The 25,917-nt window shown below is 58.6% G+C and carries 23 protein-coding genes; 5 read left to right on the top strand and 18 right to left on the bottom strand.

Going from position 1 to position 25,917, the window contains the following annotated elements:
- Nucleotides 1–1,458 carry a cobyric acid synthase gene (locus ACI2KA_RS11360; protein WP_404502034.1) on the top strand — a complete coding sequence of 486 codons (1,458 nt, stop codon included), beginning with the start codon at nucleotides 1–3 and terminating at the stop codon, nucleotides 1,456–1,458.
- Here the strand turns inward: ACI2KA_RS11360 and cbiB are convergent.
- Nucleotides 1,445–2,410, bottom strand: a complete 966-nt coding sequence (cbiB, locus tag ACI2KA_RS11355) for an adenosylcobinamide-phosphate synthase CbiB (RefSeq protein WP_404502032.1) — start codon at nucleotides 2,408–2,410, stop codon at nucleotides 1,445–1,447. The genes ACI2KA_RS11360 and cbiB overlap by 14 nt on opposite strands.
- On the opposite strand from cbiB, the gene cobD reads away from it, so the two are divergent.
- Nucleotides 2,409–3,455: a threonine-phosphate decarboxylase CobD gene (gene cobD / locus ACI2KA_RS11350; protein ID WP_404502030.1), complete on the top strand. Its 1,047-nt coding sequence runs from the start codon at nucleotides 2,409–2,411 to the stop codon at nucleotides 3,453–3,455. The genes cbiB and cobD overlap by 2 nt on opposite strands.
- Here the strand turns inward: cobD and ACI2KA_RS11345 are convergent.
- The 9 genes from ACI2KA_RS11345 to ACI2KA_RS11305 all read right to left on the bottom strand — a co-directional run bounded on the left by ACI2KA_RS11345 (nucleotide 3,437) and on the right by ACI2KA_RS11305 (nucleotide 12,754).
- Nucleotides 3,437–4,714, bottom strand: coding sequence for an L-fuconate dehydratase (locus tag ACI2KA_RS11345; RefSeq protein ID WP_404502028.1), 1,278 nt, complete (start codon nucleotides 4,712–4,714; stop codon nucleotides 3,437–3,439). The genes cobD and ACI2KA_RS11345 overlap by 19 nt on opposite strands.
- A 36-nt stretch (nucleotides 4,715–4,750) precedes the next feature.
- Nucleotides 4,751–5,080 (bottom strand): L-rhamnose mutarotase, encoded by a 330-nt coding sequence (locus ACI2KA_RS11340; protein ID WP_404502026.1) that lies wholly within the window; start codon nucleotides 5,078–5,080, stop codon nucleotides 4,751–4,753.
- A gap of 11 nt (nucleotides 5,081–5,091) precedes the next feature.
- Nucleotides 5,092–6,225, bottom strand: a complete 1,134-nt coding sequence (locus ACI2KA_RS11335; protein ID WP_404502024.1) for a mannitol dehydrogenase family protein — start codon at nucleotides 6,223–6,225, stop codon at nucleotides 5,092–5,094.
- Entirely contained in the window at nucleotides 6,222–7,232 is a 1,011-nt protein-coding gene (locus tag ACI2KA_RS11330) for a zinc-binding alcohol dehydrogenase family protein (RefSeq protein WP_404502022.1), read from the bottom strand. The genes ACI2KA_RS11335 and ACI2KA_RS11330 overlap by 4 nt, the downstream gene beginning before the upstream one ends.
- Before the next feature lie 3 nt (nucleotides 7,233–7,235).
- Nucleotides 7,236–8,057 carry an amidohydrolase family protein gene (locus tag ACI2KA_RS11325; RefSeq protein WP_404502020.1) on the bottom strand — a complete coding sequence of 274 codons (822 nt, stop codon included), beginning with the start codon at nucleotides 8,055–8,057 and terminating at the stop codon, nucleotides 7,236–7,238.
- A 4-nt stretch (nucleotides 8,058–8,061) separates the two neighbouring features.
- Nucleotides 8,062–9,075: an aldo/keto reductase gene (locus ACI2KA_RS11320; protein WP_404502018.1), complete on the bottom strand. Its 1,014-nt coding sequence runs from the start codon at nucleotides 9,073–9,075 to the stop codon at nucleotides 8,062–8,064.
- Nucleotides 9,076–9,140: 65 nt separating this feature from the next.
- Nucleotides 9,141–10,082 carry an ABC transporter substrate-binding protein gene (locus tag ACI2KA_RS11315; protein WP_404502016.1) on the bottom strand — a complete coding sequence of 314 codons (942 nt, stop codon included), beginning with the start codon at nucleotides 10,080–10,082 and terminating at the stop codon, nucleotides 9,141–9,143.
- A gap of 75 nt (nucleotides 10,083–10,157) precedes the next feature.
- Entirely contained in the window at nucleotides 10,158–11,180 is a 1,023-nt protein-coding gene (locus ACI2KA_RS11310) for an ABC transporter permease (protein ID WP_065114417.1), read from the bottom strand.
- Between the two features lie 8 nt (nucleotides 11,181–11,188).
- The gene (locus ACI2KA_RS11305) at nucleotides 11,189–12,754 is read right to left on the bottom strand and encodes a sugar ABC transporter ATP-binding protein (RefSeq protein ID WP_404502013.1); all 1,566 of its coding nucleotides are present in this window, start codon (nucleotides 12,752–12,754) and stop codon (nucleotides 11,189–11,191) included.
- A gap of 255 nt (nucleotides 12,755–13,009) precedes the next feature.
- Here ACI2KA_RS11305 and ACI2KA_RS11300 point away from each other — a divergent pair, with 255 nt between their 5' ends.
- Nucleotides 13,010–13,702 (top strand): FadR/GntR family transcriptional regulator, encoded by a 693-nt coding sequence (locus ACI2KA_RS11300; protein ID WP_404502011.1) that lies wholly within the window; start codon nucleotides 13,010–13,012, stop codon nucleotides 13,700–13,702.
- Between the two features lie 42 nt (nucleotides 13,703–13,744).
- The gene (locus tag ACI2KA_RS11295; protein WP_404502009.1) at nucleotides 13,745–15,277 is read left to right on the top strand and encodes a UxaA family hydrolase; all 1,533 of its coding nucleotides are present in this window, start codon (nucleotides 13,745–13,747) and stop codon (nucleotides 15,275–15,277) included.
- A gap of 89 nt (nucleotides 15,278–15,366) precedes the next feature.
- Here the strand turns inward: ACI2KA_RS11295 and purH are convergent, their stop codons facing one another.
- The 4 genes from purH to htpX all read right to left on the bottom strand — a co-directional run bounded on the left by purH (nucleotide 15,367) and on the right by htpX (nucleotide 21,276).
- Entirely contained in the window at nucleotides 15,367–16,983 is a 1,617-nt protein-coding gene (gene purH, locus ACI2KA_RS11290; protein WP_404502007.1) for a bifunctional phosphoribosylaminoimidazolecarboxamide formyltransferase/IMP cyclohydrolase, read from the bottom strand.
- A 152-nt stretch (nucleotides 16,984–17,135) separates the two neighbouring features.
- Entirely contained in the window at nucleotides 17,136–18,803 is a 1,668-nt protein-coding gene (locus ACI2KA_RS11285; RefSeq protein ID WP_404502471.1) for a heparinase II/III family protein, read from the bottom strand.
- 125 nt (nucleotides 18,804–18,928) lie between these two features.
- A complete protein-coding gene (locus ACI2KA_RS11280) occupies nucleotides 18,929–20,314 on the bottom strand; it encodes an RsmB/NOP family class I SAM-dependent RNA methyltransferase (RefSeq protein ID WP_404502005.1) in 1,386 nt (461 codons plus the stop codon).
- Nucleotides 20,311–21,276 (bottom strand): zinc metalloprotease HtpX, encoded by a 966-nt coding sequence (gene htpX / locus ACI2KA_RS11275; RefSeq protein ID WP_404502003.1) that lies wholly within the window; start codon nucleotides 21,274–21,276, stop codon nucleotides 20,311–20,313. Before htpX ends, ACI2KA_RS11280 begins: the two co-directional genes overlap by 4 nt.
- A 118-nt stretch (nucleotides 21,277–21,394) precedes the next feature.
- Between htpX and ACI2KA_RS11270 the strand changes: the two genes are divergently transcribed.
- Nucleotides 21,395–21,595 carry a DUF1674 domain-containing protein gene (locus ACI2KA_RS11270; protein WP_404502001.1) on the top strand — a complete coding sequence of 67 codons (201 nt, stop codon included), beginning with the start codon at nucleotides 21,395–21,397 and terminating at the stop codon, nucleotides 21,593–21,595.
- 61 nt (nucleotides 21,596–21,656) lie between these two features.
- Here the strand turns inward: ACI2KA_RS11270 and ACI2KA_RS11265 are convergent, their stop codons facing one another.
- The 4 genes from ACI2KA_RS11265 to mnmG are packed head-to-tail and all read right to left on the bottom strand — an operon-like array spanning nucleotide 21,657 to nucleotide 25,894.
- Entirely contained in the window at nucleotides 21,657–22,538 is an 882-nt protein-coding gene (locus tag ACI2KA_RS11265) for a ParB/RepB/Spo0J family partition protein (protein WP_404501999.1), read from the bottom strand.
- Between the two features lie 29 nt (nucleotides 22,539–22,567).
- Nucleotides 22,568–23,362, bottom strand: a complete 795-nt coding sequence (locus ACI2KA_RS11260; protein ID WP_404501997.1) for a ParA family protein — start codon at nucleotides 23,360–23,362, stop codon at nucleotides 22,568–22,570.
- A 19-nt stretch (nucleotides 23,363–23,381) separates the two neighbouring features.
- Nucleotides 23,382–23,999 carry a 16S rRNA (guanine(527)-N(7))-methyltransferase RsmG gene (gene rsmG, locus ACI2KA_RS11255; RefSeq protein ID WP_404502469.1) on the bottom strand — a complete coding sequence of 206 codons (618 nt, stop codon included), beginning with the start codon at nucleotides 23,997–23,999 and terminating at the stop codon, nucleotides 23,382–23,384.
- Nucleotides 24,000–24,010: 11 nt separating this feature from the next.
- On the bottom strand, nucleotides 24,011–25,894 hold the full coding sequence (mnmG, locus tag ACI2KA_RS11250; RefSeq protein WP_404501995.1) for a tRNA uridine-5-carboxymethylaminomethyl(34) synthesis enzyme MnmG: 1,884 nt from the start codon (nucleotides 25,892–25,894) through the stop codon (nucleotides 24,011–24,013).
- Nucleotides 25,895–25,917 lie beyond the last annotated feature (23 nt).

Genomic DNA, 25,917 nt, shown 5'->3' with positions numbered 1-25,917 from the left:
ATGACCGCACGGGTGCTGATGTTTCAGGGAACCGGCTCGGATGTCGGCAAATCGCTGATGGTCGCGGGGCTTGCCCGGGCCTTCACGCGGCGCGGCTTCTCCGTCATGCCGTTCAAACCGCAGAACATGTCGAACAATGCGGCGGTGACCGCCGATGGCGGCGAGATAGGCCGGGCGCAGGCGTTGCAGGCGCGGGCGGCAGGCGTAACGCTTTCTGTGCACATGAACCCGGTTCTCTTGAAACCCCAGAGCGAGACCGGCGCGCAGGTGGTGGTGCAGGGCAAGATCCTCGGCAACGCCAAAGCCGCCGAGTATCAACACATGAAGGCCGGGCTGATGCCGCGTGTCCTCGAAAGCTTCAAGCACCTGAAACAACAAGCCGACCTTGTCCTGGTGGAAGGAGCGGGAAGCGCCTCGGAAATCAATCTGCGCGCCAACGACATCGCCAATATGGGTTTTGCCCGCGCCGCCGATGCCCCCGTCATCCTGATCGGCGATATCGACCGCGGCGGCGTCATCGCCAGCCTCGTCGGCACCAAGGCGGTGCTCGACGCCGATGACGCAGCGATGATCGAAGGTTTTATCGTCAACCGATTTCGCGGCGATCCGGCGCTGTTTGCGGACGGGATGCGGATAATTGCGGAAAAGACCGATTGGGCATCCATCGGGCTTCTGCCGCATTTTTCCGATGCCGCCAAACTGCCGGCGGAAGATGCGCTGGGGCTTTCCGGTCCGGCCCAGCAGAAGCCCGGCGCAAAAATCCGCATCGCCGTGCCGATCCTGCCGCATATTTCCAATTTCGACGATCTCGATCCATTGGACATGGAACCGGATGTGGAGCTGATCCGCATAAGGCCGGGTCAAACCATTCCCGCCGATTGCCGGCTGGTCCTGCTTTGCGGCTCGAAATCGACCATCGCTGATCTTGCCGTGCTGAAGGAGGGGGGGCTGGACATCGATATCAAGGCCCATGCCCGGCGCGGCGGCTACGTTCTCGGCCTCTGCGGCGGATACCAGATGCTTGGAACAGCCGTTGCCGATCCCGACGGCATCGAAGGGCCGCCGTCTACCGTTGACGGGCTCGGCCTGCTGGATGTCGAAACGGTTTTGACCGGTGACAAGCGGCTCGTTTCCGTGCGGGGCCGGAGTTTCGACGGTGTTGATTTATCCGGCTATGAAATGCATGTCGGTGAAACCACCTGCACCACAGGCAACCTGCCATTTTCGACGATTGACGGACATGCAGACGGCGCCGTTTCTCCAGACGGCCGCATCTTCGGAACCTATATTCACGGTCTTTTCGCGGATGACCGCCAGCGCGGCGCATGGCTGCAGCGTCTCGGCGGGCAGGGCACGGACCTGAACTACGATCAGCAGGTGGAGGCCGTCCTCGACCGTCTTGCGGCGCATATGGAAGAGCACCTCGATCTCGACAGGCTGCTTTCTATAGCGCGATAAGGATTGCAAGAAGTCCGAACAGGCCAATCATCAGGAGGTCGGCGGTCCGCGCCAGGCGAAGCGCGGTGCGAATATCGCCGGCAACCAATGTTGCCCTTCCACCTTCGCCCATGAAACGCGCCTCGATCATCTGGCCGCCATAAGAACGCGGCCCGGCAAGCGCGAAACCGAGAGCGCCGGCCAATGCCGCCTCCGGCCAGCCGGCATTGGGAGAACGGTGGTGGCGCGCATCGCGGCGGATCGCGGCAATGGCCCGTTTGGGCGACGCACCCTTTACAAAAAACGCAGCGAGGACGAAAAGACCGCCACTGAGCCTCGAGGCCGGCAGATTGACCAGATCGTCCAGCCGCGCCGATGCCCAGCCGAAGGCCTCATGGCGCGGCGAACGATGGCCGATCATGCTGTCGGCCGTATTGATCGCCTTGTAAGCCGCACCGCCTGGCAGACCCAGCATTCCCAACCAGAAGGCAGGGGCAACGATGCCATCGGAGAAGTTCTCGGCCAGGCTTTCGATCGCCGCCCGGCAGATTGCCGCTTCGTCCAGTTTTTGCGGATCGCGCCCGACGATCATCGAAACCGCCCTGCGTCCGCCTTCTAACCCTTCGCGTTCCAAAGCCATGGCGACGGCCTCCACATGCTGCTCCAGACTTTTCTGCGCCGGAAGCGAAGCGCCAAGGACCGCCACCGGCAACAGGCCGAAGGGCAAGAGAAGCAGAATCGATTGCGCAGACCACGCGAAAATCACGGTCAACCCGACGAAAACAGAAAGCGCCGCCACGCCCGCTACCTTGCGCTTTGAAAATGACGCACTCTCCCGGTTCCATTTTTTGTCCATGAGCGCGATAAGCGAACCAATCCAGGTAACGGGATGGCCGATGCGTTTGAACAGCCAGTCCGGATAGCCGGTCAGGCGTTCGATCACGAGCGACAGAAAAGCGAGAGCAAAGAACATGGGCGAAACAGTATCAGAAATGGCGCAGGCTGCGATCCGTCACGGCGGCAATCTCGGCAAGGCGCGCCTGGTATTTCCGGAAGCGCCTGAACCATGGATCGACCTTTCGACCGGGATCAACCCGCACTCCTATCCGCATTCGCCCGTTCCTGCCAGCGCATTCGCCCGCCTGCCGGAACCTGGTGCCGCCGATGAACTGAAACGACTGGCGGCAGACCACTTCGGCGCGCCTTCCGCGGGCCATGTGGCGCTCTCTCCCGGCACCCAGATGCTGATGCCTCTTCTGGCGCAGATCGCCATCCAGCGTGGAGCCCAAAACGGTGCCGTGCTTTCACCCGCCTATGCGGAACATGCGCGCACCGCCCGCATGGCGGGGCTTGCCGTCGCCGAAGTGGAAAACTTCGACGGCCTGTCGGCTTGCGGCTATGCGGTGGTGGTCAATCCCAACAATCCCGATGGTCGCATCACGGATCGCGAAGCTTTATTGACGCTCGCCCGGACGATAGGCCGCAAGGGCGGTCTGGTCGTCGTTGATGAAGCCTTCATCGAAACGGGCGCCGCCGAAAGCCTCGCGGATGCAATCAGCGGCGACGCGCTGGTGGTGCTGCGATCCTTCGGCAAGTTCTACGGCATGGCGGGTGTGCGTCTGGGTTTCGCAATTACCAATCCCGATATCGCTGTCGAACTGGAAGCCAGGCTTGGCCCCTGGGCGGTTTCCGGCCCGGCGCTGCATATTGCAACCGAAGCGCTGGCGGACAGGGAATGGCAATCATCCATGCGTCTGCGGCTCGCAGAGGACGCGAAGCGCATGAATGACCTGCTGGAAAAGGCAGGGCTGACAATGGCCGGCGGCACGTCCCTGTTCACGCTGGTGCGGGACGGGCGTGCCAAGGCACTGTTCGGCCATCTCGGCCGACATGGCATCCTGACCCGCATCTTCGATGAAAGGCCGAACGACACGCGTTTCGGCCTTCCCGGCCATGAAGAGGAATGGCAGCGCCTCGAAAAAGCGCTGTCATCTTTCAATCATCCCTCGAAGGTGTAGGTGTCGATCGACTCCGGCTTCATTTCAATGGAGAAGCCCGGCAGTTTCGGCGGCATATAGGCGGCATTGCGAATCTCGCAGGGCTCGATGAAGTGCTCGTGCAGATGGTCGACATATTCGATCACACGGCCTTCCTTGGTGCCTGAAACCACGAGATAGTCGATCATCGACAGGTGCTGAACATATTCGCAAAGGCCGACGCCGCCGGCATGCGGCCAGACCGGGAGATTGTATTTGGCGGCGATCAGCAGCACGGCCAGCACCTCGTTGAGACCACCCATGCGGCAGCTGTCGATCTGCACCACGTCGATGGCGCCTTCGGCGATGAACTGCTTGAACATGATACGGTTCTGGCACATTTCACCGGTCGCCACCTTTACCGGGCCGATGGCGGCGCGGATCTTGCGATGGCCGGCAACATCGTCGGGGCTGGTAGGCTCCTCGATGAAGAAGGGCTTGGCAAAGGCGAGCTTCTTGACCCAGTCGATTGCCTGATCCACTTCCCATACCTGGTTGGCGTCGATCATCAGGTAGCGGTCGGGGCCGATCACTTCGCGGGCGATGGTGAGGCGGCGGATGTCGTCTTCCAGATCGCGGCCGACCTTCATCTTCACATGGTTGAAACCGGCATCGATGGCTTCCTGGCAAAGACGGCGCAGCTTGGCGTCGTCATAACCGAGCCACCCGGCCGACGTCGTGTAGCACGCGTAGCCTTCGCTCTTCAGCGTCTCGATGCGTTCACTCTTGCCGCTTTCGGCTTTCTTTAGGATCGCAAGCGCCTCGTCACGGGTCAGCACATCGGTCAGATAACGATAGTCGACGATATCGGCGATTTCTTCCGGGCTCATATCGGCAACGAGCTGCCAAACAGGCTTGCCCGCCTTCTTGGCCAGCAGATCCCAGACCGCATTGACGACCGCACCGGTGGCGAGATGCATCGCGCCCTTGTCCGGTCCGATCCAGCGCAGCTGGCTGTCGCTCGTCAGATGCCGCCAATATTTGCCGGGGTTCTCGGTGACGGTGGCAAGATCGGTGCCCACCACCAGATGACGCATCGCCTCGATGGCCATGCAGCAGATGTCGTTGCCGCGGCCGATGGTGAAGGTCAGGCCATGGCCTTTCAGACCCGGCTCGTCGGTGTCGAGAATGACGTACGCAGCCGAATAATCCGGGTCGGGGTTCATCGCATCCGAACCGTCGAGGCTCTGGGAGGTCGGGAAACGCAGGTCGAAAACACGCAGATCTGTAATTTTGGTCATGGCCGGTCACTCACGGTCAGTGTCAAGGGAAATCGTTCAATCGTGATGGAAGGTTTCTTCCATCATGGCCCACCACTCGCCTTCCTTCCGGCTTTCGAGCGGTTGCTGGCAGGGAATGGTGAAAGACCACCATTCCTGGTTCTTGGGGCTTGCGGCCATCTTCGCCATGTCGGCGCTGAAATCGCTGCCGTGATATTCCCAATAGCCGAAAAGCAGATTCTCCGGCTCGCGCAGGAATATCGTGTAATTGCGGATATTGCAGTCGCTAATGAGCCCCAGAACTTCCGGCCAGACGGCGGCGTGCAACCTTTTATATTCTGCGATCATCTCCGGTTTGACACCTATGACCATGCCCATGCGCTGCATGAAAAACTCCATTATTGCTTGATGGTGGCGAGCGCCGCACGCAGCTTCGGCTGTGGCAGCCTCAATCCCAGCCGTTCCGCAGCCGCGATGATAGGGATGAATCGACGACGCTTCTTTTCATCGTGATTGCCGGCGATATCCGCAAGCCGATGCGCGAGAAACGGATTGCGCAAACGCTCGCGCAACACACCGATGTAAGCCTCCGCCTCAGCTCCCATGCCTTCAGCCGCAAAGACCGGCAGAACCTCGTCCCGCCAGAGCGTTTCCAGATCCACAGCAAGAGTGTGGTCGGCCATTGCCTGCCGCACCGTCTCGTCCTTCGCACGCGCATCCTGCAACCAGCGTTCCGCCAGATAGGAATGGCCGAGATTGAGCAGGAAAAGTTTCAGCTTTTCATAGTGGTCGAGATCGTCCGTCAACACCACGGCAGGGTGCGTGCAAGGAAGGACAAGCCCGTCCTGCTTTTCAATCGCCCATAGCGCATAGGGCTCCGCCACCGCGCCCACCGGGTCGATAGGCTCGGAAACAATGCGATCCACCAGACTGTTGGCGAAACGGCACTTCTCATTCAGATAAAAGGCAAAGCCGGCCGGCAATTGCCATTCATCGGCAAGCCGGCGAATGATCTGCTTCAGCTTTTCGCCGTTGCGCGGCACGAGCTCGCAAGGGAAGATCGACAAAGGCGCTTCCGGGTTGGTCTGGAAGCGCTCCAGCAACAGCATGCAAAGCTTGGCCGGAAAGCTTTTCGGAACCACCGTGAAATCGGCTGCAAGGCTTGGCCCATCAGCTAAATCCAGCTCATAACCACGATCGCCCGTATTGGACAGAATGACCTTGGCCATGCGGGCGAGACGCCGCACCTCGGTCCAATCGGTTGGAGCGGTCAATGCCCGCGCGACAGCCTTGCCCGGAATTTCCTCGTCCACGTCCTGCCCATCGCGGATGCCGCGAATGCGCACAGGGTAGGGCGCACCGCTGTTCAACGCGGCGACCCGCTTCAGGCTCTCGGCATTGCCGGTCGTCTGGACGATCGCAATACGCCCGAGAGCCTCGCCCTTGTCCAGCGCCTGCGAAACGAACAAGTCCGCATGCGCCAGAAGAAAGCGGCTGGTGCCGAATTGCAGAATGGGCGTATCGGACGTCATGCGACCTCCACCATGCCCTTGATGACTCCGGCTTTCGGATCGGTCAGTCCGGCGAATTTGAAGGGTACATCAGCCAGCGTCATGCGGTGGGTGATCAGCGCTTCCGGTATCTTGCCTTCCCGCAGCGCCTGCAACACCCGTTCGAAATCCTCCGGCGTGGCATTGCGGCTGCCAAGCAGCGTCGTTTCGCGCTTGTGGAACTCCGGATCATTGAAGCTGATATCGCTGGCGACGATGGATACCAGCACATAGGAACCGCCATGGCCGACAAAGGAGAACCCACGCTCCATGGCCTTCGGATTGCCGGTCGCATCGAAGACCACATCAAAGAAATCACCGCTGGTGATGTCGGAAAGGCGATCCCCGTCGCCCTCTCCGAGCGCCACCGTATGGGCAACACCGAGATGCTTTTTGCAGAAATCCAGCCGGTCTGTGCGCCCGTCGATCATGGTCACTTCGCCGCCATCGAGAACCGCGAAAACCGCCACCGCCATGCCGATCGGGCCGGCGCCGACGACCAGGACCTTCTGCCCCTTTTCGACCGCTCCACGACGCACCGCATGCGCGCCGATGGCCAGAAATTCGGTCATGGCCGCCTGATCGAGGCTCAGCCCCTCCGCCTTCAGCGCGAATTGCTGCGGCACGCTCAGATATTCGACCATGCCGCCATCGCGATGAACGCCGAGAACGCCGATATTGCGGCAGCAATTGCTCTTGCCCTTCAGGCAGGCGCTGCATTTGCCGCATGAGATATAGGGAATGACAGTGACCACGTCACCGATGGAAAGATGGCTGCCTTGCGGCGCCTCCTCCACCGTGCCGGAAAGCTCGTGGCCCATGATGCGCGGATAGGAAAGATAGGGCTGGTTACCGGTGAAGATGTGCAGATCCGTGCCGCAGACGCCGATGCGGCGAATGCGCACCAGCACGTCACCGTCGCCCCGTGCAGGCTTGGGCAGGTCCTTGGCGGTGAGTTGACCGGGAGTGTCGCAGAAAATCGCCAGCATGCATCACCTGTCGGAAAGGGAATAAAAACGGATGGCGTTGCCGCCGAAAACGGCCTCATGGTCCTCTGCCGGCACGACATCGCGGCAAAAATCCAGCCATGCCTGGTAATCGCCCGCCAGCCGCAACACCGGCCAGTCGCTGCCGAAAATCACGCGGTTTGCGCCGAACAGTTCCAGAATGGTTTCGGCATAGGGCCGCACCGCTTCCGGCAGTTGATCGCCGCGTTCGGTCAGAAGGCCGGAGAGCTTGCAATGGACATTCGAAAGAGCCGCCAAAGCGGCCATATCCCTGCGCCAGTCGCTGTAGTGACCGGTAGCAATCAGCGGCTTCGCACCATGATCGATGACAACGGGCAATTGCGGATGGCGGCGGGCGAAGGTGAGGAGATGCGGCAAATTGGTCGGCAAGACCAGCGCATCGAACGCCAAACCGTGGTTCACCAGCGCCGCCACGGCGGGATCGAGTGCCGGATCATCGATCCAGGCGACATCCTCCATACCCTGCAACATCGGACGCACGGCTTTAAACGCCTGATGTTTCGCCCGGCGGGCGATTTCACTCGCTGCATCGGCGGATTTCATATCCACCCAACCGACAATACCCTTGATGAAATCGGTCTTTTCCGAAAGCGCCAGCATGAAATCCGTGTCGGCCACGCTCTCCATCGTCTGCACCAGCACCGTGCCGGAAACCCCGGCGGCGGCCAGCAACGGCGACAGATCGGCCGGAAGAAAGTCCCGATAGATCGCGGCAAGCGACGGCGGCGGCCATTGCCCGGCGCGATCCTTCATCAGCCAGAAATGCTGGTGGGCGTCAATAATCATCGCCTCAGGCCTTTCCGCCGGGCACCGGCGCGCCTTCGGCGATCAGGCCACGCCTGTGCAGCTCGGACCAGAACTCATCCGGGATCGACTGCTCGAACCATTCGATATTGGCGGCAAGCTGCTGCGCGTTGCGCGCGCCCGACACGACCGTGACCGAAGCCGGATGGGCAAGCGGAAACTGCAGCGCGGCCGCCTGCAGCGAGACGCCCAGCTCCTCGCACACGCCCTGCAGCGCATCGACGCGGGTGAGGATGTCGGCAGGAGCATCGGCATAGTTGAACTTGCGGTTGCCGGCCAGAATGCCCGAATTAAATGCACCGGCCACAACGATGCCGACGCCGCTTTCAGCGCAGCGGTTCATGAAGGCGAGGCTCTGCTGCTCCAGAAGCGTATAACGACCGGCAAGCATGGCGACGTCGATATCGAAGACATCCATGGCGTCGCTGACGATTTCCCACTCATTGACACCAAGGCCGACGGCGCCCGTCGATCCTTCCTCACGCAGCTTGCCGAGCGCCCGGAAGCCGCCGCCGGTGGTCAGCTGCTCCCAATAATGCCGGTGCTTTTCGCCATGGGTATAGGAGCCGATATCATGCACATAAAGAATATCCGGCTTCAGAACGCCAAGCCGCTGCTGGCTCGCCTCAAAGGAGCGCAAAATACCGTCATAGGAATAATCATAGACCGGGCGGAAGGGGAGCGGCGCAATATAGGCGTCTTCCTCCGGGCCGACGGTTTCATCGGGAACCATCACACGGCCGACCTTGGTGCTGAGCGTATAGTCGCCCCGCTCATGCTCCGTCACCATGGTGCCGAGACGGCGTTCCGACCGCGTATAGCCGTAAAAGGGTGCGGTATCGAAATAACGCATGCCGCTTTCCCATGCCTTGTCGAACGCGCCTTTGGATTCCTCATAGGGCGTGACGCGGTAGAGATTGCCCATCTGGGCGCAGCCGAGGCCCATGACGGTGACATCGACGGCGCGACGCGGCAATTTACGTGTATCGGAGACTTTCATCGCAGGGACTTTCCAGCTTGTCTTTGGAAGGACGCGCCGCATCAAGGCGGCGCGTTATCACGCCATCAGTAAAGAACGTTCTTGGCTTCAGGCTTGTCGATATTGTCCTTGGTGACAACAACGACGCCGGTATCGACGAACTTCTCGACCTTTTCCTTGTTGATGAGCTTGGAGATGGTCTCTACGCCCTTTTCACCCATCTGATAGGAACCCTGAACCACGATGCCGGCGAGCGTGCCGTCCTTGACAAAGCCCTGAAGGTCCTGATTGCCGTCGAAGCCGATGGCGACAACCTTGCCGGCCTTGCCGCTCTGGGCGAGCGCGCGGCCAACGCCGATGGCCGTCGGCTCATTGGCGCCGAAAATGCCCTTGAGGTCGGAATTGGCGGCCAGAACGTCGGTGGTCTGGTTCAGCGCGGTCGCCATCTGCGACTGCGAATAGAACGGGCCGACGATCTTCAGGTTGGAATTCATCTGGATATAATCGGTGAAACCTCCGACGCGGCCGATTTCCGAACCGGCACCGGCGACATAAGACATGACGGCGATCTTGCCTTCCTTGCCCACCTTGTCGATCAGCGCCTGCGCGGCCAGTTCGCCGGCTTTCTTATTATCGGTCGCGAGGAACGACTGGTAATATTGCTCCGAGCCGCTCGCCAGCTGAGAGTCGATCAGCACCACTGGAATACGGGCTTCCCAGGCCTTCTTGACGGCCGGCACCAGCGCGTCCGGATCGGAAGGCGCAAGCACGATACCCGCAACCTTACGGTTGATGGCGTTTTCAACCATGTTGACCTGGTCGGCAATGGCGGATTCGGCCGCCGGACCCTGGAAGGTCATGGTGTTACCGGAAGAGTTCTTCATCGCCGCATCGGCGCCCTTCTGGACGTTCTGCCAGAAGGTGGAATTGACGGTCTTGACGATGACGGCGATTTCGCCGGCCTGCACGGTGGAAACGCTCCACAGCGCAATTGCGGATGTCAGAAGGGCAGTCGCAATTTTCTTCATTTCTTCCTCCGTGATGTCGGCATACCGGGCCTCCCCTTGCCGATCTCTTTGCGGAAAGGGTCCGCAGGCCCTTGATCAGCGGCGATTGCGCAACTGGTCGATCCAGACGGTGACCAGAATGACGAGGCCGATGATGATCTGTTGCGTGAAGGCGGAGACGCCGTTCATGTTGAGACCGTTGCGCAGGATGCCGATGACGAAGGCGCCGATGGCCGTACCGGAAATCGTACCGACGCCGCCGATCAGCGATGTACCGCCGATAACCGCGCTGGCAATCGCATCCAGCTCATACATCACACCCTCGTTCGGCTGGGCGGTGACGAGGCGCGACATCAGCACGCAGCCCGTCAACCCCGCGAGCGTGCCTGACAGGATGTAGGTGAAATTGGTGACGCGGGCGACATTGACACCGGACAGGCGCGCGGCATCCGCATTGGAGCCGACGGCGTAGATGTGGCGGCCGAGGATCGAGCGGTTGAGCATGAAGGAAACCGCAAGCGCAATCACCACCATCAGGATGACGGGGTAGGGGATGCCGGGAAACACCACATTCGGAAAGCCGTCGTCACCGATATTGACGATGCGGAAGAGAGCGCCATTGCCGAGTTCGCCGAAGGATTCGCCGAGACCGGAGACGGCGCGCGCACCGGTGATCTGCAGCGCCACGCCACGGGCGATCAGCATCATGCCAAGGGTGGCAATGAAGGGCGGCAGCTTGAAACGGGTGACAAGCAGGCCGTTGATAAGGCCGCAGAGCGACCCCGTCAGTATGCCGAGCAGCATGCCGACCGGCACCGGCATGCCGAGTTCCTTCACGGCGAGCGCGGCGACGACGCCGGCAAGCGCCAGCACCGAGCCGACGGAAAGATCGATGCCGCCGGTGATGATGACACAGGTTGCGCCAATGCCGAGAAGCGCGATGGAAGTCACCTGCAGCGCGATCGTCATGCCATTATTGACGGTGAAGAAAGCGCTGCTGGTTGCGGAGAAGACCGCGACAAGCGCAAAGAGGCTACCGAGCGCCGCAAACTTCTGGATAATATCCTTCTGGCGGTCGCTGACAGCAAAGCTCTTCTTGGGTTCTGCAATATTGGCCATGTCGTTCCTCACTGCGCGGCCCGGCCGTAACCGGACGCATACCGCATGATTTCTTCCTGATTGGTCTTGGCGGTGTCGAGCACGCCCGTGATCCGGCCCTGATGGAAAACGGCGATACGGTCCGTCAGCCCGAGAATTTCAGGCAGCTCCGAGCTGATGAGAATGACGCCGATGCCCTGCGCGGCCAGTTCGTCCATGATCTTGTAGATCGCGAATTTAGCGCCGACATCGATGCCGCGTGTCGGCTCATCGAAGAACAGCACCCGCGATTGCCGGAACAGCCATTTGCCGATGATGATTTTCTGCTGGTTGCCGCCCGAAAGCAGCCGCACCGTCTGTTCGATCGACGGGGTGCGGATATTCAGGAGGTCGACGTAACGTTTCGCCACATCGTCATGCTTCCTGAAGTCGATCAGGCCGAAACGGTTGGAAACCTCGCCGAGATTGGCAAGCGTGGTATTGGCCGCGACCGACATCTTGATCGCAAGACCGTCGCTTTTGCGGTCTTCCGAGAGATAGGCAATACCCTCCCGGATGGCGTCCTGCGGCGAGTTGATCGAAAGTTCGCGCCCGTTGAAAACGATCCTGCCCGCATCGAGCGGATCGGCGCCGAAGATGGCCCGGGCAACCTCGGTGCGGCCCGCACCCATCAGCCCGGCAAAACCGAGGATTTCACCACGCCGCAGCGAAAAACCGACATCATGGAACACGCCGCTGCGCGTCAGGCCTTCGACGGAGAAGATGATGTCCTCCGCCGGGCGGGACGTGCGTTCGGGAAACTTCTCCTCCAGCGAGCGTCCGACCATGCGCGTGACGATGTCATCGACGGTGATCGACGCGAAATCGTCAGTCGAAATATAACGCCCATCGCGCAAAACCGTAACACGGTCGACGATTTCAGCCATTTCATCGAGACGATGGGAAATATAAACGATCCCCACACCGGATGCCTTGAGATCGCGGATAACCTTGAACAAAAGCTGCGTTTCCTGCTCGGTCAGCGACGAGGTCGGCTCGTCCATGATGAGCACTTCCGCGTCAAGAGAGAGCGCCTTGGCGATTTCGACCATCTGACATTGCGCGACCGAGAGGCCGCGCACGATCTGGTCGGGATCGATATCGACACCCAGCCGATCGAGACAACGCTTGGCGTCAAGCCGCAGCTTCTTGCGGTCAACGAGAAAACCGCGGCGCGGCTCCCGTGCAAGATAGATGTTTTCGGCGACGGTAAGATGCGGAACGAGGTTGAGTTCCTGGTGAATGATGGCGATGCCTGCGGCTTCGGATTCGAGTGGCGATACATATTGCACCTTCACGCCCTTGTGCAGGATGGTGCCGTCGCTCGGCTGATAGACGCCGCTGATGATTTTCATCAGCGTCGATTTTCCTGCGCCATTCTCGCCGCAGACCGCATGCACTTCGCCGCTCAACAGATCGAAATGCACATTCGACAGCGCCTTGACGCCCGGGAATTCCTTGCTGATATTTTCGAGACGCAGGAGGACCAAAGGCTCCGCGCGCGCCATCTCCCCAGGCGAAAATTCGCCCCGAATTGTCGATGCGCCCTGCGACATTAAAAAACCTCCACCCGCACTCCCCGCTCCACCGGGGGTCATGAACAGGCCAAATGGTTAGGCCGGTTTTGGAGAATGGTCAAGCCAATTAGGTCAAAAAGTGAAGATGCGCATTTAAGAGAAAGGAAAGTCGTCAAAGTTGACTTTAAAATAATGACGTTTTTTCAATTATTTGAGTAATTTCTTGCGTATTGCTGCACTTGGCGTTACGGTAAGGCCAAATATCAGCATCACAAAGGCTTCAGCAAAAAACACATGAGTGGTCAGGCCAAAATAGCGGAACCGCGCCGGCTTTATCAGCAGATTGCGGACCAGATACGCGAACTCATCGATCTCGGTGAATTCCTGCCCGGCACACGGCTTCCTGCCGAACGAGAACTGGCCCAGAAGCTCGGCGTATCGCGACCCTCGCTGCGCGAGGCGCTGATTGCGCTTGAAATCGATAATACTGTCGAAATTCGCATGGGTTCCGGCGTTTATGTGTCGGCCGAAGCGCTTCAGACGACCCATCACACCAAGTCGATGGGCGACAGCCCCTCCGAGCTGATGCAGGCACGGGCTGCGCTGGAGGGCGCTACCATCGTGCTGGCGGCAAGCCGGATGACCGATGAAACGATCACGACCCTCCGTCAGATCCTCAATACCATGCAGAGGGAAATCGAGGCCGGACGCAAACCTCTCGATCAGGACCGGCTGTTTCACGTCACCATAGCCGAACAGTCCGGCAACAGCGTCCTGGCGCGATTGGTGGCGAACCTGTTCGATGAGCGCCACAGCCCCATTTCAGCGCAGCTGCGCGTGAAATTCGAAGACCGCGACACCTGGACTTATGCGCTTCAGGAACACGAAGCGATTCTGGCCGCGCTGGAACTCAAGGATCCGCTGCTGGCACAGGCGGCCATGCATACCCATCTGGAAGGCTCGAAACGGCGCTGGGTGGAAAACTGATTTAAGAACATAGCAGGCAATATACCGGGAGGAGGAAAACCCGTGAGTGAGAATTCCGAGGCAACCATTTTGCTGAACGCCAACGACAATGTCGCGGTGGCGCGGCGGTCCATTCCGGCCGGTGGTGCGACGGGCAGGGGCGATCTGACGGCGCTGGAATTGATCGGGCGTGGTCACAAGGTGGCCCTGAAGTTCATCAGATCCGGAGACGAGGTGCTGAAATACGGGCAGGTGATCGGCATTGCGACCCAGGATATCGAGCCTGGCCGGCATGTGCATCTGCACAATCTCGCCATGGTGCCTTCCGAACACGCGCATCAGTTCAGCGTGGACATCGAGGAGAAGGGCATGGTGCCGGAAGCCGCGCGCCGTACTTTCATGGGTTATGACCGTGGTTTCGGCGGCGTCGGTACACGCAACTATATCGGCGTCATCGCTTCGGTGAACTGTTCCGCCACCGTGTCGCGTTATATCGCCGATTATTTCAACAAGCAGGGCGGCCTTGACGGCTTCGACAATGTCGATGGCGTCGTGGCCCTGACCCATGGCGGCGGCTGCGCGCTGAACACTAAATCGGAAGGCTACCGCCTGCTGATCCGCACCATTCAGGGTTATGCCCGCCATCCGAATTTCGGCGGTATTCTGCTGATCGGCCTCGGCTGTGAAACCAACCAGATCGCCCCGATCCTCGAACATTACAAGATGGAGGAGGGTGAGCGGCTGCGAACCATGACGATCCAGCAGCATGGCGGCACGCGCAAGACGATCGATGCGGCGATTGCCGAGATCAAGGCCATGCTGCCGATGGTCAATGCCGCACGCCGCACCGAGCAACCGCTTTCGAAGCTGAAGGTGGCGCTGGAATGCGGCGGTTCGGATGGTTATTCCGGCATATCCGCCAATCCGGCCCTGGGTTATGCATCCGACCTCATTGTCCGCAACGGCGGCACCACGGTTCTGTCCGAAACGCCCGAAATTTATGGCGCCGAGCACCTGCTGACGAAACGCGCCGTCACGCCGGCAGTCGCCGAAAAACTGTTGCAGCGCATAGACTGGTGGCGGGACTATACCGCCCGCAATGGCGACGAACTCAACAACAATCCCTCCCATGGCAACAAGCTTGGCGGCCTGACCACCATTCTGGAAAAATCACTGGGCGCAGTCGCCAAGGGTGGCTCCATGCCGCTGAAGGCGGTTTATGAATTCGCCGAGACCGTGACGGAGCAAGGCTTCGTCTTCATGGATACCCCCGGTTACGACCCCGTCGCCGTCACCGGCCAGGTCGCCGGCGGCTGCAACGTCATCTGTTTCACCACCGGGCGCGGCTCGGTTTCGGGCTTCAAGCCGGCTCCCTGCATCAAGATCGCCACCAATTCCGAAATGTATGAACACATGAAGGAAGACATGGATCTGAACTGCGGCGAGATCGTCACAGGAGCGGAAACCATCGAAGAATCCGGCAAACGAATTTTCGAGCATATTCTGGCTGTGGCTTCCGGCGACAAGACTGTGAGCGAGATTTACGACTATGGCGACAATGAATTCGTGCCGTGGCAGGTTGGGGCGGTGACCTGAACCTGCAGCGGTACCAAGATTGTCCCACGTGAAACAAAAGGCCCGGAAATCGCTTTCCCGGCCTTTGTTATTCCTGACTATTTCCGCGCTTAGTGGCGGAAGTGGCGCATGCCGGTAAAGACCATTGCCACATTATGCTCGTTTGCAGCATCGATCACTTCCTGATCGCGCATCGAGCCACCGGGCTGGATAACAGCGGTGGCACCTGCGGCAATCGCAGCGAGCAAACCGTCGGCAAAGGGATAGAACGCCTCTGAAGCGACGGCGGAGCCGCGTGTCAGCGGTTCGGCAAGGCCCAGAGCCTTGGCAGCATCTTCCGCCTTCTGCGCCGCGATACGGGCCGAATCCACGCGGCTCATCTGGCCGGCGCCAATGCCCGCCGTCTGTCCATCCTTGGCATAGATGACGGCGTTGGATTTCACGTGCTTGGCGATCTTGAAGGCGAACTTCATGTCCTCAAGCTCCTGTGCCGTCGGTGCGCGCTTGGTGACGACCTTGAGATCGAGATCCTCGACCATGCCATTGTCACGGCTCTGTACCAGCAGGCCACCCGAAACGGTCTTCGCCGTAATCCCGGCTGCGCGCGGGTCGGGCAGGCCGCCGGCGGTCAAAAGGCGCAGGTTCGGCTTGCGGGCGATGATGGACTTGGCTTCTTCGGTGACGTCCGGCGCGATGATGACTTCGGTAAAGAGCTTGACGATCTCTTCCGCCGTTTCCGCATCAAGCGTGCGGTTCAAGGCAATGACGCCGCCAAATGCGGAGACAGAATCGCACGCCAGCGCCCGCCGATAGGCTTCGGCAAGTGTCGGGCCGGTTGCGACGCCACAGGGGTTTGCATGCTTGATAATGGCAACAGCGGGCGCGTTTTCCGGCAGGAATTCCGCCACGAGCTCGTAAGCTGCATCCGTATCATTGATATTGTTATAAGAAAGCTGCTTGCCCTGAAGCAACGTCGCGGTTGCGACGCCGGGGCGTTTTTCGCCGGTAAGGTAAAACCCGGCGCTCTGGTGCGGGTTCTCGCCATAACGCATCTTTTCCTTCAGCGCGCCACCGATAGCGCGGTAATCCGGCGTCTCGATGGAAAGGGCTTCCGCGAACCAGTTGGAAATCACCGCATCATAGGCCGCGGTTCGGGCGTAGGCCTTGGCAGCAAAGCGCTGGCGCAGCGCATAGGAGGTCTGCCCGTCATCGGCCTGCAGGGCCTCCACGAGGGCAGGATAATCTGAAGGGTCGGTCACGACTGTGACATAGGCATGGTTCTTGGCGGAAGCGCGGATCATCGCCGGGCCGCCAATATCGATATTCTCCACCGTCGTCGGATAATCGCCGCCCTTGGCGCGAACGTCCTCGAAGGGATAAAGATTGATCACCGACAGATCGATCGCCTCGATACCATGCACCTTCATCGCCTCGACATGCTCGGCATCATCCCGGATAGCGAGAAGCCCGCCATGAACATTCGGATGCAGGGTCTTGACGCGGCCGTCCATGATTTCCGGAAAATTGGTCACGTCGGAAACATCCGTCACCGGCAGTCCCGCGTCGGCAATGGCCTTCGCCGTTCCGCCGGTGGACAGCAGCCGAACACCAAGCTTGGAGAGAACCGTCGCCAGCTCGATGATATCCGTCTTATCGGACACGGAAAGAAGCGCCGTGCGGATTTTGACCTTATCGGGGGCGGGGATTTTTTTGGACACGACGGCCATCGGGCATACTCCGTTGAACGGGGAGGACAGGCTGGAAAGGGATTGATCCAGCAATTGCCGCCGCGTTAACACAGCTTACCGAATTAATAAACAGCGGGGAGGGTGTACCGTGAAAACTATGACGGTTTTTGCCTGCCGCCGCCGGCGATTGTCTAGGCCTTGCGTTCGATGATCCAGCGAATTTCCCGCGTGTTGGCGAGATTGAAAGGCAGCTCGATCTGCTGTGATGGCCGCATGCCGGAGGCGTCGGCCATGAAGACATCCTCCGTCACGAACACCTCCATTCCCGGCGCGGAAAACAGCCAGCTGGTTCCATCTGCCGCCTCCAGGTAAACCGACTCCTCGTCGCGCTGATGAAGTTGAATATGGGGGTGGACATGGAAACGTGAAACCGCCGAGATCGATTGCAATTGCGTTTTCGCCGCATTGTCGTCGGCACGAAGCAAGTCACGTCCCTTTATCTTGGTGCCCGCCGCATTCAATTCGATTTCGCGTTCATGATAGCAGCCGAAATTCTGTAAATATCCATCATGTGACGCCCGCAGCACATCATTGCCGCTTTCATCCGTTCCTCGTTCGCTATCCACCTGGCTGACGCCCGAAATCATGATCGGACCAAGCAGTCTGGAGCGCGACAATCTGCAGGAGGAGGTATCCGCAAGCGTCACGGTGGAATGTGCCGCCGTTGACCGGCTGGCCCGCTGATATTCCGGCGCGGCATTGCGCGGAAAACCGGAATTGACGATGAATCGGTTCTTGCCGCAGGACATTTCAAAGGACAGGCAACCCGAATGGGCGTTGCGCGAAAGTTCGGCCGAACCGGGATAACCCGTGTCCACGATAATGACCGTTTCGTCTGTCGCAAGTCGGTGGTAATTCACATCCGGCAGGAATTTGGACGGTCGGCCAGCCGTTTCGTCATAACGGAGCACGGAGACCAGTTCGTTGGCCAATGTCGCGGTCGCGCCATTAAATAACGCAAGATCGCCGCCCTGATGCCGGAAAAACCGGATCGCCGGGAACATCCGGTCTATCGCCGGCACCAATCCCGACGGCAAATCGTGACCGAGGTTGATGTAGCTTTGCCGAAGCGGCAGAAGATCGAGCAATAGATCCAGCATGACGCGCGGATTGCGCGACACATGTCCGCCGTCGGGCAAGATCTGGCGTTCCATTTCCTGAGCCAGCTTCATTCCATGCCGAGTGATACGCGACAGGCGTGCGGGCATGGCGATGGATGCCATGGCGAGCGCTATTCTGATCCGCAGTCTCGCTTCGCCATCCGGTGCGTGTTTGACGATCCTGTCGAGATAACGCACATGAAAGGCAAGGCTTTTCAGGAAACGGCGATAAAAACTCGCATCAGCCTCGTATAAAACGACAGGAGAATGGGAGAGCCAGGCGATCAGCCGTTGCGCTGCAATCTCCGGCGACCATGCGGTGCCCGTAAGCCTCTTGCCATAGATGCTGATCCACTCCGCAACGATGCGGCGCGCCCGCTTGCAAGCCTCACTCGACCTGTCTGACCGGATATGGCGCAGCCAGCTGAATGCATGCAGCCGCTCTTCGAAAACGGGCGATGGATAATCCACCTGAAATGGCGAGAGCCCATCCGTTTCCACGACACGCCCGGCAAGCGCAATCCGGCCCCGCAGCAATTCCTCGGCAAAATAAGGATCGACCGCGCGAAGATCGGTCGGCGCCGCCACCAAACCATCGGGAACGCGGCTGATAAAACGGGATAGGTAAAGACGCACGGGAGTAAGGCCGACACACAGATGCCGATACGCCATCCGTGAAAGAAGACCGGCCGCACTCATGCTGCCTGCAAAGGACCCTGACAAGCTATGTTTCCCGTTTCACATGTTTTGTTTTTATCAGTGAACCGTGATGACCGGAACGTTATCGATAAATATCTAATGATTCGCGAAAGCTTGGCTTTTTTCTAATTCTTACGCAAGACACAGCTAAAAAACCCGTCGACGCCACCGAACATATCCGGCGTCGTCCGCAGGTCTCCCTCGGGACTGATCGCCGCTTCCATTCCCGGCCAATCCTCTTTGCGAACCGCAAGACGCGACACGTCGGGATATTCCGCCAGCACCTCGGCAATCATCGCTTCTCCTTCCGAAGGATCGAGCGAGCAATTGGAGAATACGACAACACCGCCAGGCCCTACCAGCGTCAGTGCGTGGCGCAACATCTGCCCCTGAAGTGCCGCAAGCTTGGCAATATCCGTTTCATCCTTGGTCCAGCAGACATCCGGATGTTTGCGCAGCGTTCCGGTGGAAGAACAGGGCGCATCGAGGAGAACGGCGTCGAAAAGCTGCTCCGGTTGGTATTTCAACATGTTGACCTCCACCGTCTCCGCTTCGAGGCCAAGCCGGTCGAGATTTTCCCTGAGACGGCGCAGGCGATTGCCGGATTGGTCCAGCGCCGTCACCTTTGCACCCGCAAGCGCGAGCTGTGCCGTCTTGCCGCCCGGGGCGGCGCAAAGATCGGCCACACGCTTACCGGAAATATCTCCCAACAACCGGACAGGCATGCTGGCTGCGAGATCCTGCACCCACCATGCACCCTCGGTGAAACCTTCGAGCGAAGGGATCTGACCTTCGAATTTACCCAGCCGCACACTGCCGTTCGGCATAACCGTGCCGCCCAGCTTCTCCGCCCACAGAGCGGGATCAGCCTTGACCGTCAGATCGATCGAAGACGGCGTCAACTGCGCCTCGGAAATCCTCTGGGCCACCTCAAGGCCATAAGCTGAAACGAGACGTGCATGGAACCAGTCCGGCAATACCGAAACGGCCGTGACAGCCTTTTCAATGTCCGTTTTTTCACGACCCAGCCGCCTGAGAACGGCATTGACCAGCTTGACGAAGCGCCGGTTGCGCGGGTCGCGATGCGCCTGTTCGACGGCCAGATCGACGGCGGAATGATCGGGAACATCGAGATACAGCATCTGTGCGGCGCCAACGACGAGCACATGGTGCAGAGATCGAGCACCTTGCGGCAACGGGCCGTCGAGCAACATCGACAGTGCCGTCTCGATCCGGGGCAGATGGCGAAGCGCGCTGTTGACGATCGCTCTTGCCAGCGCGCGGTCGGCAGGCGACAAGGCGCGATAGATCGGATTGCCGTTTTCGCTGTCCAGCATCCCATCCAGAGAGGTCTTCTTTTCCAGCACAGCCGCGAGAATGCGGGTTGCGGCAATGCGTACGGCAAGACCGGGTTTATCCTGGAAAGACGAAGGGCCGTCTTCACGGCCCCTACCATGGGCCGGCCGCGGTTTTCTGGCCCGCGCCGGCTTATTCTGCATATCGGATGTCAAGACCACGGCCCTTTGCGCTGGTTTTCATTGCCTCGTCCCCAACCCGTATTGGGGACGGAACCTGATTTGCGCAGAGGTCTATCACCCGAAGGCGGCGGCGTCGATGCTCGCGGGGAAAACTCCTGTGCCATGGCGTGCAACGCCGCCACCCGGTTTTCAGTGTTCGGGTGTGTGGAGAAGAGATTATCCATGCGTTCGCCGGAAAGCGGGTTGATGATGAACATATGCGCCGTTGCCGGATTACGCTCGGCATCGTCGTTGTGAATGCGCTGCGCCATACCGGAAATCTTCTGCAGGGCCGAAGCGAGCCAGAGCGGATTGCCGCAGATTTCAGCGCCGCGCCTGTCAGCCGAATATTCACGCGTGCGGCTGATCGCCATCTGAACGAGCATCGCAGCAAGCGGCGCCACGATCATCGCTGCCAGCACACCAATGAAACCGAGCGGATTATTGTTGTTTTCCCGGTTGCCGCCAAAAAAGAAGGCAAAGTTGCCAAGCATGGAAATGGCGCCCGCGAGCGTGGCAGTGATGGTCATCGTCAAGGTATCGCGGTTCTGCACATGCGCCAGCTCATGCGCCATGACACCGGCCACTTCTTCCGGCGTCAAACGCTCCAGCAGCCCCGTCGAGGCGGCCACCGCAGCATTTTGCGGATTTCGTCCCGTGGCGAAAGCGTTGGGTTGCGGGCTGTCGTAAATATAGACTTTAGGCATCGGCAGGCCCGCATTGTGCGAAAGATCGCGGATCATGTGGAAGAACTCCGGCGCATTGGCCTCGTCGATCTCCCGCGCCCGATAGGCAGAGAGGACCATCTTGTCCGAATTCCAATAGGAAAACAGATTCATACCGGCCGCGATGACCAGGGCGATCATCATGCCGCCCTTGCCGCCGATCAGAAAACCGACACCCATGAACAATGCCGTCATGAAGGCCAGAAGCATTGCCGTGCGCATCACGTTCATCCGTCAAAATCTCCTTATCGATAGCCCGAAATATTCCGGGGTTTATAAAGCGTGTCTGATTATATAATCTGGTAAACGGCAAACATATTTCAATATCCCGTCATAGGGAGGATTTCTCATGCAGGATGCGGATAACGACAATGGCGCGGAAAAGCGCAGACGGCTTTCACCGGCGGCGGAACGGGCCTTGAAAGAGGCGGAAGAACGGCGAAGGCATCAGGCCGATCTTCAATTGCCGCCAGAGACGGGTGGCCGCGGCGGTGCCGAACCCGTTCGTTTCGGCGACTATGAAATAAAAGGCCGAGCCATCGATTTTTGAGCCGCGCAAGAACAAAAATACCCGCCTATGGCGGGTATTTTCAATGAAAACAGAGAGTTGGTTATTTCTGTTCCAGCAACCTGCAGACCGCCTCCAGCTGTTCAAGCGTACGATATCCGATACGGATCTGTCCGGATCCGCCCTTGTGGCTGATCTTCACATCGAGTCCCAATGCATCCGACAGGCTGCGCTCCAGCGCAATCGTATCCGAATCCTTTTCAGCCGCCGGCCGCTTCTCGGCGGCCTCACCCTGCGATTTGATATCGTTTTGTGCCAGACGTTCGGCATCGCGTACCGATAATCCCCTGGAAACGATCGTCCGCGCCAGATTTGCCGGATCGGATGTCGAAACAAGCGCCCGGGCATGACCAGCGGAAAGGGAACCATCCGCGAGCATATCCCTTACCGGATCGGGAAGTTTGAGAAGTCTGAGGCTATTTGCGACGTGGCTGCGGCTTTTGCCGATAATCTCGCCGAGATCATTCTGGGTGTAACCGTGTTCGGCGATCAGCTGCTCGTAACCCATCGCTTCTTCCAGCGGATTAAGGTCTGACCGCTGTACGTTTTCGACAATGGCGAGTTCAAGCGCAGTGCGATCATCCACATCGCGAACAATGACAGGCACATCGGTAAAACCAGCCAGTTGCGCAGCACGCCAGCGCCTTTCACCGGCAATAATCTCGTATCGGTTGACTCCAACCGTTCGTACCACCACAGGCTGAACAATTCCGTGCTGACGAATCGAGGCAGCCAGATCCTGCAGCTCATTCTCGTCAAAGTGGCGACGCGGGTTTCTTTGGCTACGAGCGATGAACTCGATCGGGATAGTACGATCGGCATTGACCGCGCGCTGTGGCTCACCCACGGGCACGGGCTGATCCATTTCTCCGATCAATGCGGCAAGACCGCGCCCGAGCCGACGCTTGGAAAGATCATCACTCATAAGATATTACTCCATACATTCCGGCAACGTCAGGCCGCCTTGCGCAAACGTTCTCTCTGGATCACTTCGGATGCCAGTTGCAGATAAGCCTGGCTGCCGGCGCATTTCAGATCGTAAAGAATTGCCGGTTTACCATAAGACGGCGCTTCGGAAACACGAACATTACGGGGAATGAGCGTGTGGTAAACCTTTTCTCCAAGATGGGTGCGCACATCGGTAACCACCTGTTGCGCAAGATTATTACGCGCATCGAACATCGTCAGAACGATACCCTGAATATCGAGCTGGGGATTGACGGAGCCACGTATCTGGCTGACCGTATCCAACAACTGGCTAAGCCCCTCTAGCGCAAAAAATTCGCATTGCAACGGGACAAGCACGGAATGCGCCGCAGTCATGGCATTCATGGTCAGAAGATTGAAAGACGGCGGGCAATCCACCAGAATATAGGAATAGCCTCTCGCCTCCTGAGTTTCCATGGCCGCACGCAAAAGGAAGACGCGATTAGAGACATTCGCAACCTGCATCTCGAAACCGAGCAAATCCATTGTCGAAGGCACGATGTCGAGATTGGGAACAGCGGTAGGAACAGCGACTTCCGCGATATTGTGATCGCCCACTAGAAGATCATAGGACGAGAGCTTCCGCTCCTTGCGATCTATCCCCAGTCCGGTACTCGCATTCCCCTGCGGGTCGAGATCGATGATCAGGACGCGCTCACCAATAGCCGCCAGCGCTGTCGCCAGATTGATAGCGGTGGTTGTTTTGCCAACGCCGCCTTTCTGGTTTGCAACTGCGATAATCCGGTTTTTTTCAAAAGTCATGCCGCACCTGGTCAGTTCGTCAGCGCCTCAACATGAGATTGCTGATTTCAAGAACAACAGAATCTGCCTCAATGGCACTCTGATGTTTTACCAGATCAAACTCCCAGCGACCATGCGCTTTCTGCACTTCGGATTCATAATCCCGGCCTTTATTAAAATAGGCCCTTAAATTGGGATTATTCTGCGCCCATGGAGCGATGTAATCGAAAAGCAGATCCAATTCGGCAAGGGCACGGGCTGAAACGGCATCGCAATTTTCGACAATTTCCGGCGACTTTTCGATCCGGACGGGATGAACCGCGCCTCTTGCACCCGTTTCCTTCAGCGCAATACGGAGAAACGCAGCCTTTTTATTGTTGCTTTCAACCAGATCAACCCAGCCATCTCCCAACTCTGCCAGAAAAATAGCGGTAATCACTCCCGGAAATCCGCCACCGCTGCCCAGATCAATCCATTTTTGCGGCTTGGGAGATAGTTGAAATATCTGCGCGCTATCGGCGACGTGTCGGCTCCAAAGCTCGGTAAGCGTAGAAGGTGCAACCAGATTTGTGGTGTTGTTCCACTTTTTAAAAAGCTCGACAAAATGCTCGAGTCTCTCTTGTGTTTCACGTGAAACACTCTGGCCGTTTATCTTCATCATCCGACTCGCTATTGGTGCATGTGTAATTTCTCGTCTCGCGCTACGGACGTTTTCCGCAGCAAAGCGAGAAGCAGCGATATCGCAGCCGGCGTCATACCGTCAACACGCGCCGCCTGGGCAATATTCTCCGGACGCGCCTTTTCCAGCTTTTGTTTCAATTCATTGGAAAGGCCGGACAGACTCCGGAAATCAAAATCACCGGGGATTTTTCTGTTCTCATCACGTTTAATATCAACGATATCCGCGCTCTGCCGATGCATGTAGACGGCATAATTGGCTTCGATCTGGAGAACATCGGCAACCTTGTCGCGGATCGCATTCAATTCTGGCCAATGATGTCTAAGAGTGTCCAACGTCATCTCAGGATAGGCCAGCAATTCATAAATAGACCGTCGCTGGCCGTCCTGATTGAGTTTCAGCCCCTGTTTCGCAGCTTGGGAAGGACTGATGGACATACTCTTCATCAGCGCACGACCTTCATCCAGATCGGAAACAAACGTCGCAAAGCGCAGTTCGCGTTCCCCGCCGATGATACCAACCGCCTGCCCTACCGGTGTAAGTCGCAGATCGGCATTGTCCACCCGCAGGGAAAGCCGATATTCTGCCCTGGATGTGAACATACGATAAGGCTCGCTCACACCTTTGGAGGTTAGATCATCGATCATCACGCCGATATAGGATTCGGTCCGGCTGAAATATAAGGCGTCGGCATCACTCGCATAAAGCGAAGCATTCAGGCCCGCGACGAGGCCCTGGGCGCCGGCTTCCTCATAACCCGTCGTACCATTGATCTGCCCGGCAAGAAACAGACCGGCAATTTTACGGCATTCCAGCGATGGCTTCAGTTCCCGTGGATCGACATAGTCATATTCAATGGCATAACCCGGCTGCAAAATCGTAACGCGCTCAAGGCCGGGTATGGTACGAATGAACAGTTCCTGCACAGAGGCCGGCAATGAGGTCGAAATACCGTTCGGATAAATCGTATGATCGTCCAGGCCTTCCGGCTCCAAAAATATTTGGTGGCCATCGCGCTCGCCGAAACGCGTGATCTTGTCTTCGATCGATGGGCAATAGCGCGGTCCGACACCTTCGATCTGTCCAGAATACATGGCGGAAAGATGGATATTCTCCTGAATGATCCTGTGCCCTGCCGGAGTGGTCCGCGTTACGCCGCATTCAATCTGTGGGTTTGCAATGTGATCGGTCATGAAGGAAAAGGGAACCGGATCCTCATCCGCAGCCTGCCGTTCAACCGCGTTCCAGTCAATGGTACGCCCATCTAGCCGGGCAGGGGTTCCGGTTTTCAGCCGGCCCATTACCAGACCAAGCCGTGAAAGCGTCGCCGAAAGGCCAAGGGATGGCTTTTCACCGACCCTGCCGGCGGGAATCTTTTCGGAACCGATATGAATAAGGCCACGCAAAAATGTGCCGCTGGTTAATACAACAGCGCCACAGGGAATCCGGCTACCATTTGCCATGATGACGGCAGAGACCCGCCCGTCGGCCATTTCAATATCATAGGCGTCGCCTTCAATAATGGTGAGATTGTCGATGGCAGCGATTTCATGCTGCATCGCTTCCCGGTACAGTCGGCGATCGGCCTGGGTGCGCGGTCCTCGTACCGCCGGGCCTTTCTTGCGGTTGAGCATGCGGAACTGGATGCCGGCCGCATCGGCAACCCGCCCCATCAGGCCATCCAGAGCGTCGATTTCTCGCACAAGATGCCCCTTGCCCAAACCGCCTATCGCCGGATTGCACGACATCACGCCGATCGTCTCGCGCTTATGGGTGACAAGCGCAGTCTTCGCACCATGACGCGCAGCAGCCGCGGCCGCTTCGCTGCCCGCATGGCCGCCGCCGATAATGATGACATCAAATGACTGGTGCATAGTGTTGCGCCTTATTCCAGACA

Origin of the sequence: Agrobacterium sp. NPDC089420, from assembly GCF_044900305.1 — a bacterium.
Classification (GTDB): Bacteria; Pseudomonadota; Alphaproteobacteria; order Rhizobiales; family Rhizobiaceae; genus Agrobacterium.
The sequence above is the reverse complement of the archived record's forward strand: the minus strand, read 5'-3'. Positions and strand labels throughout refer to the sequence as shown.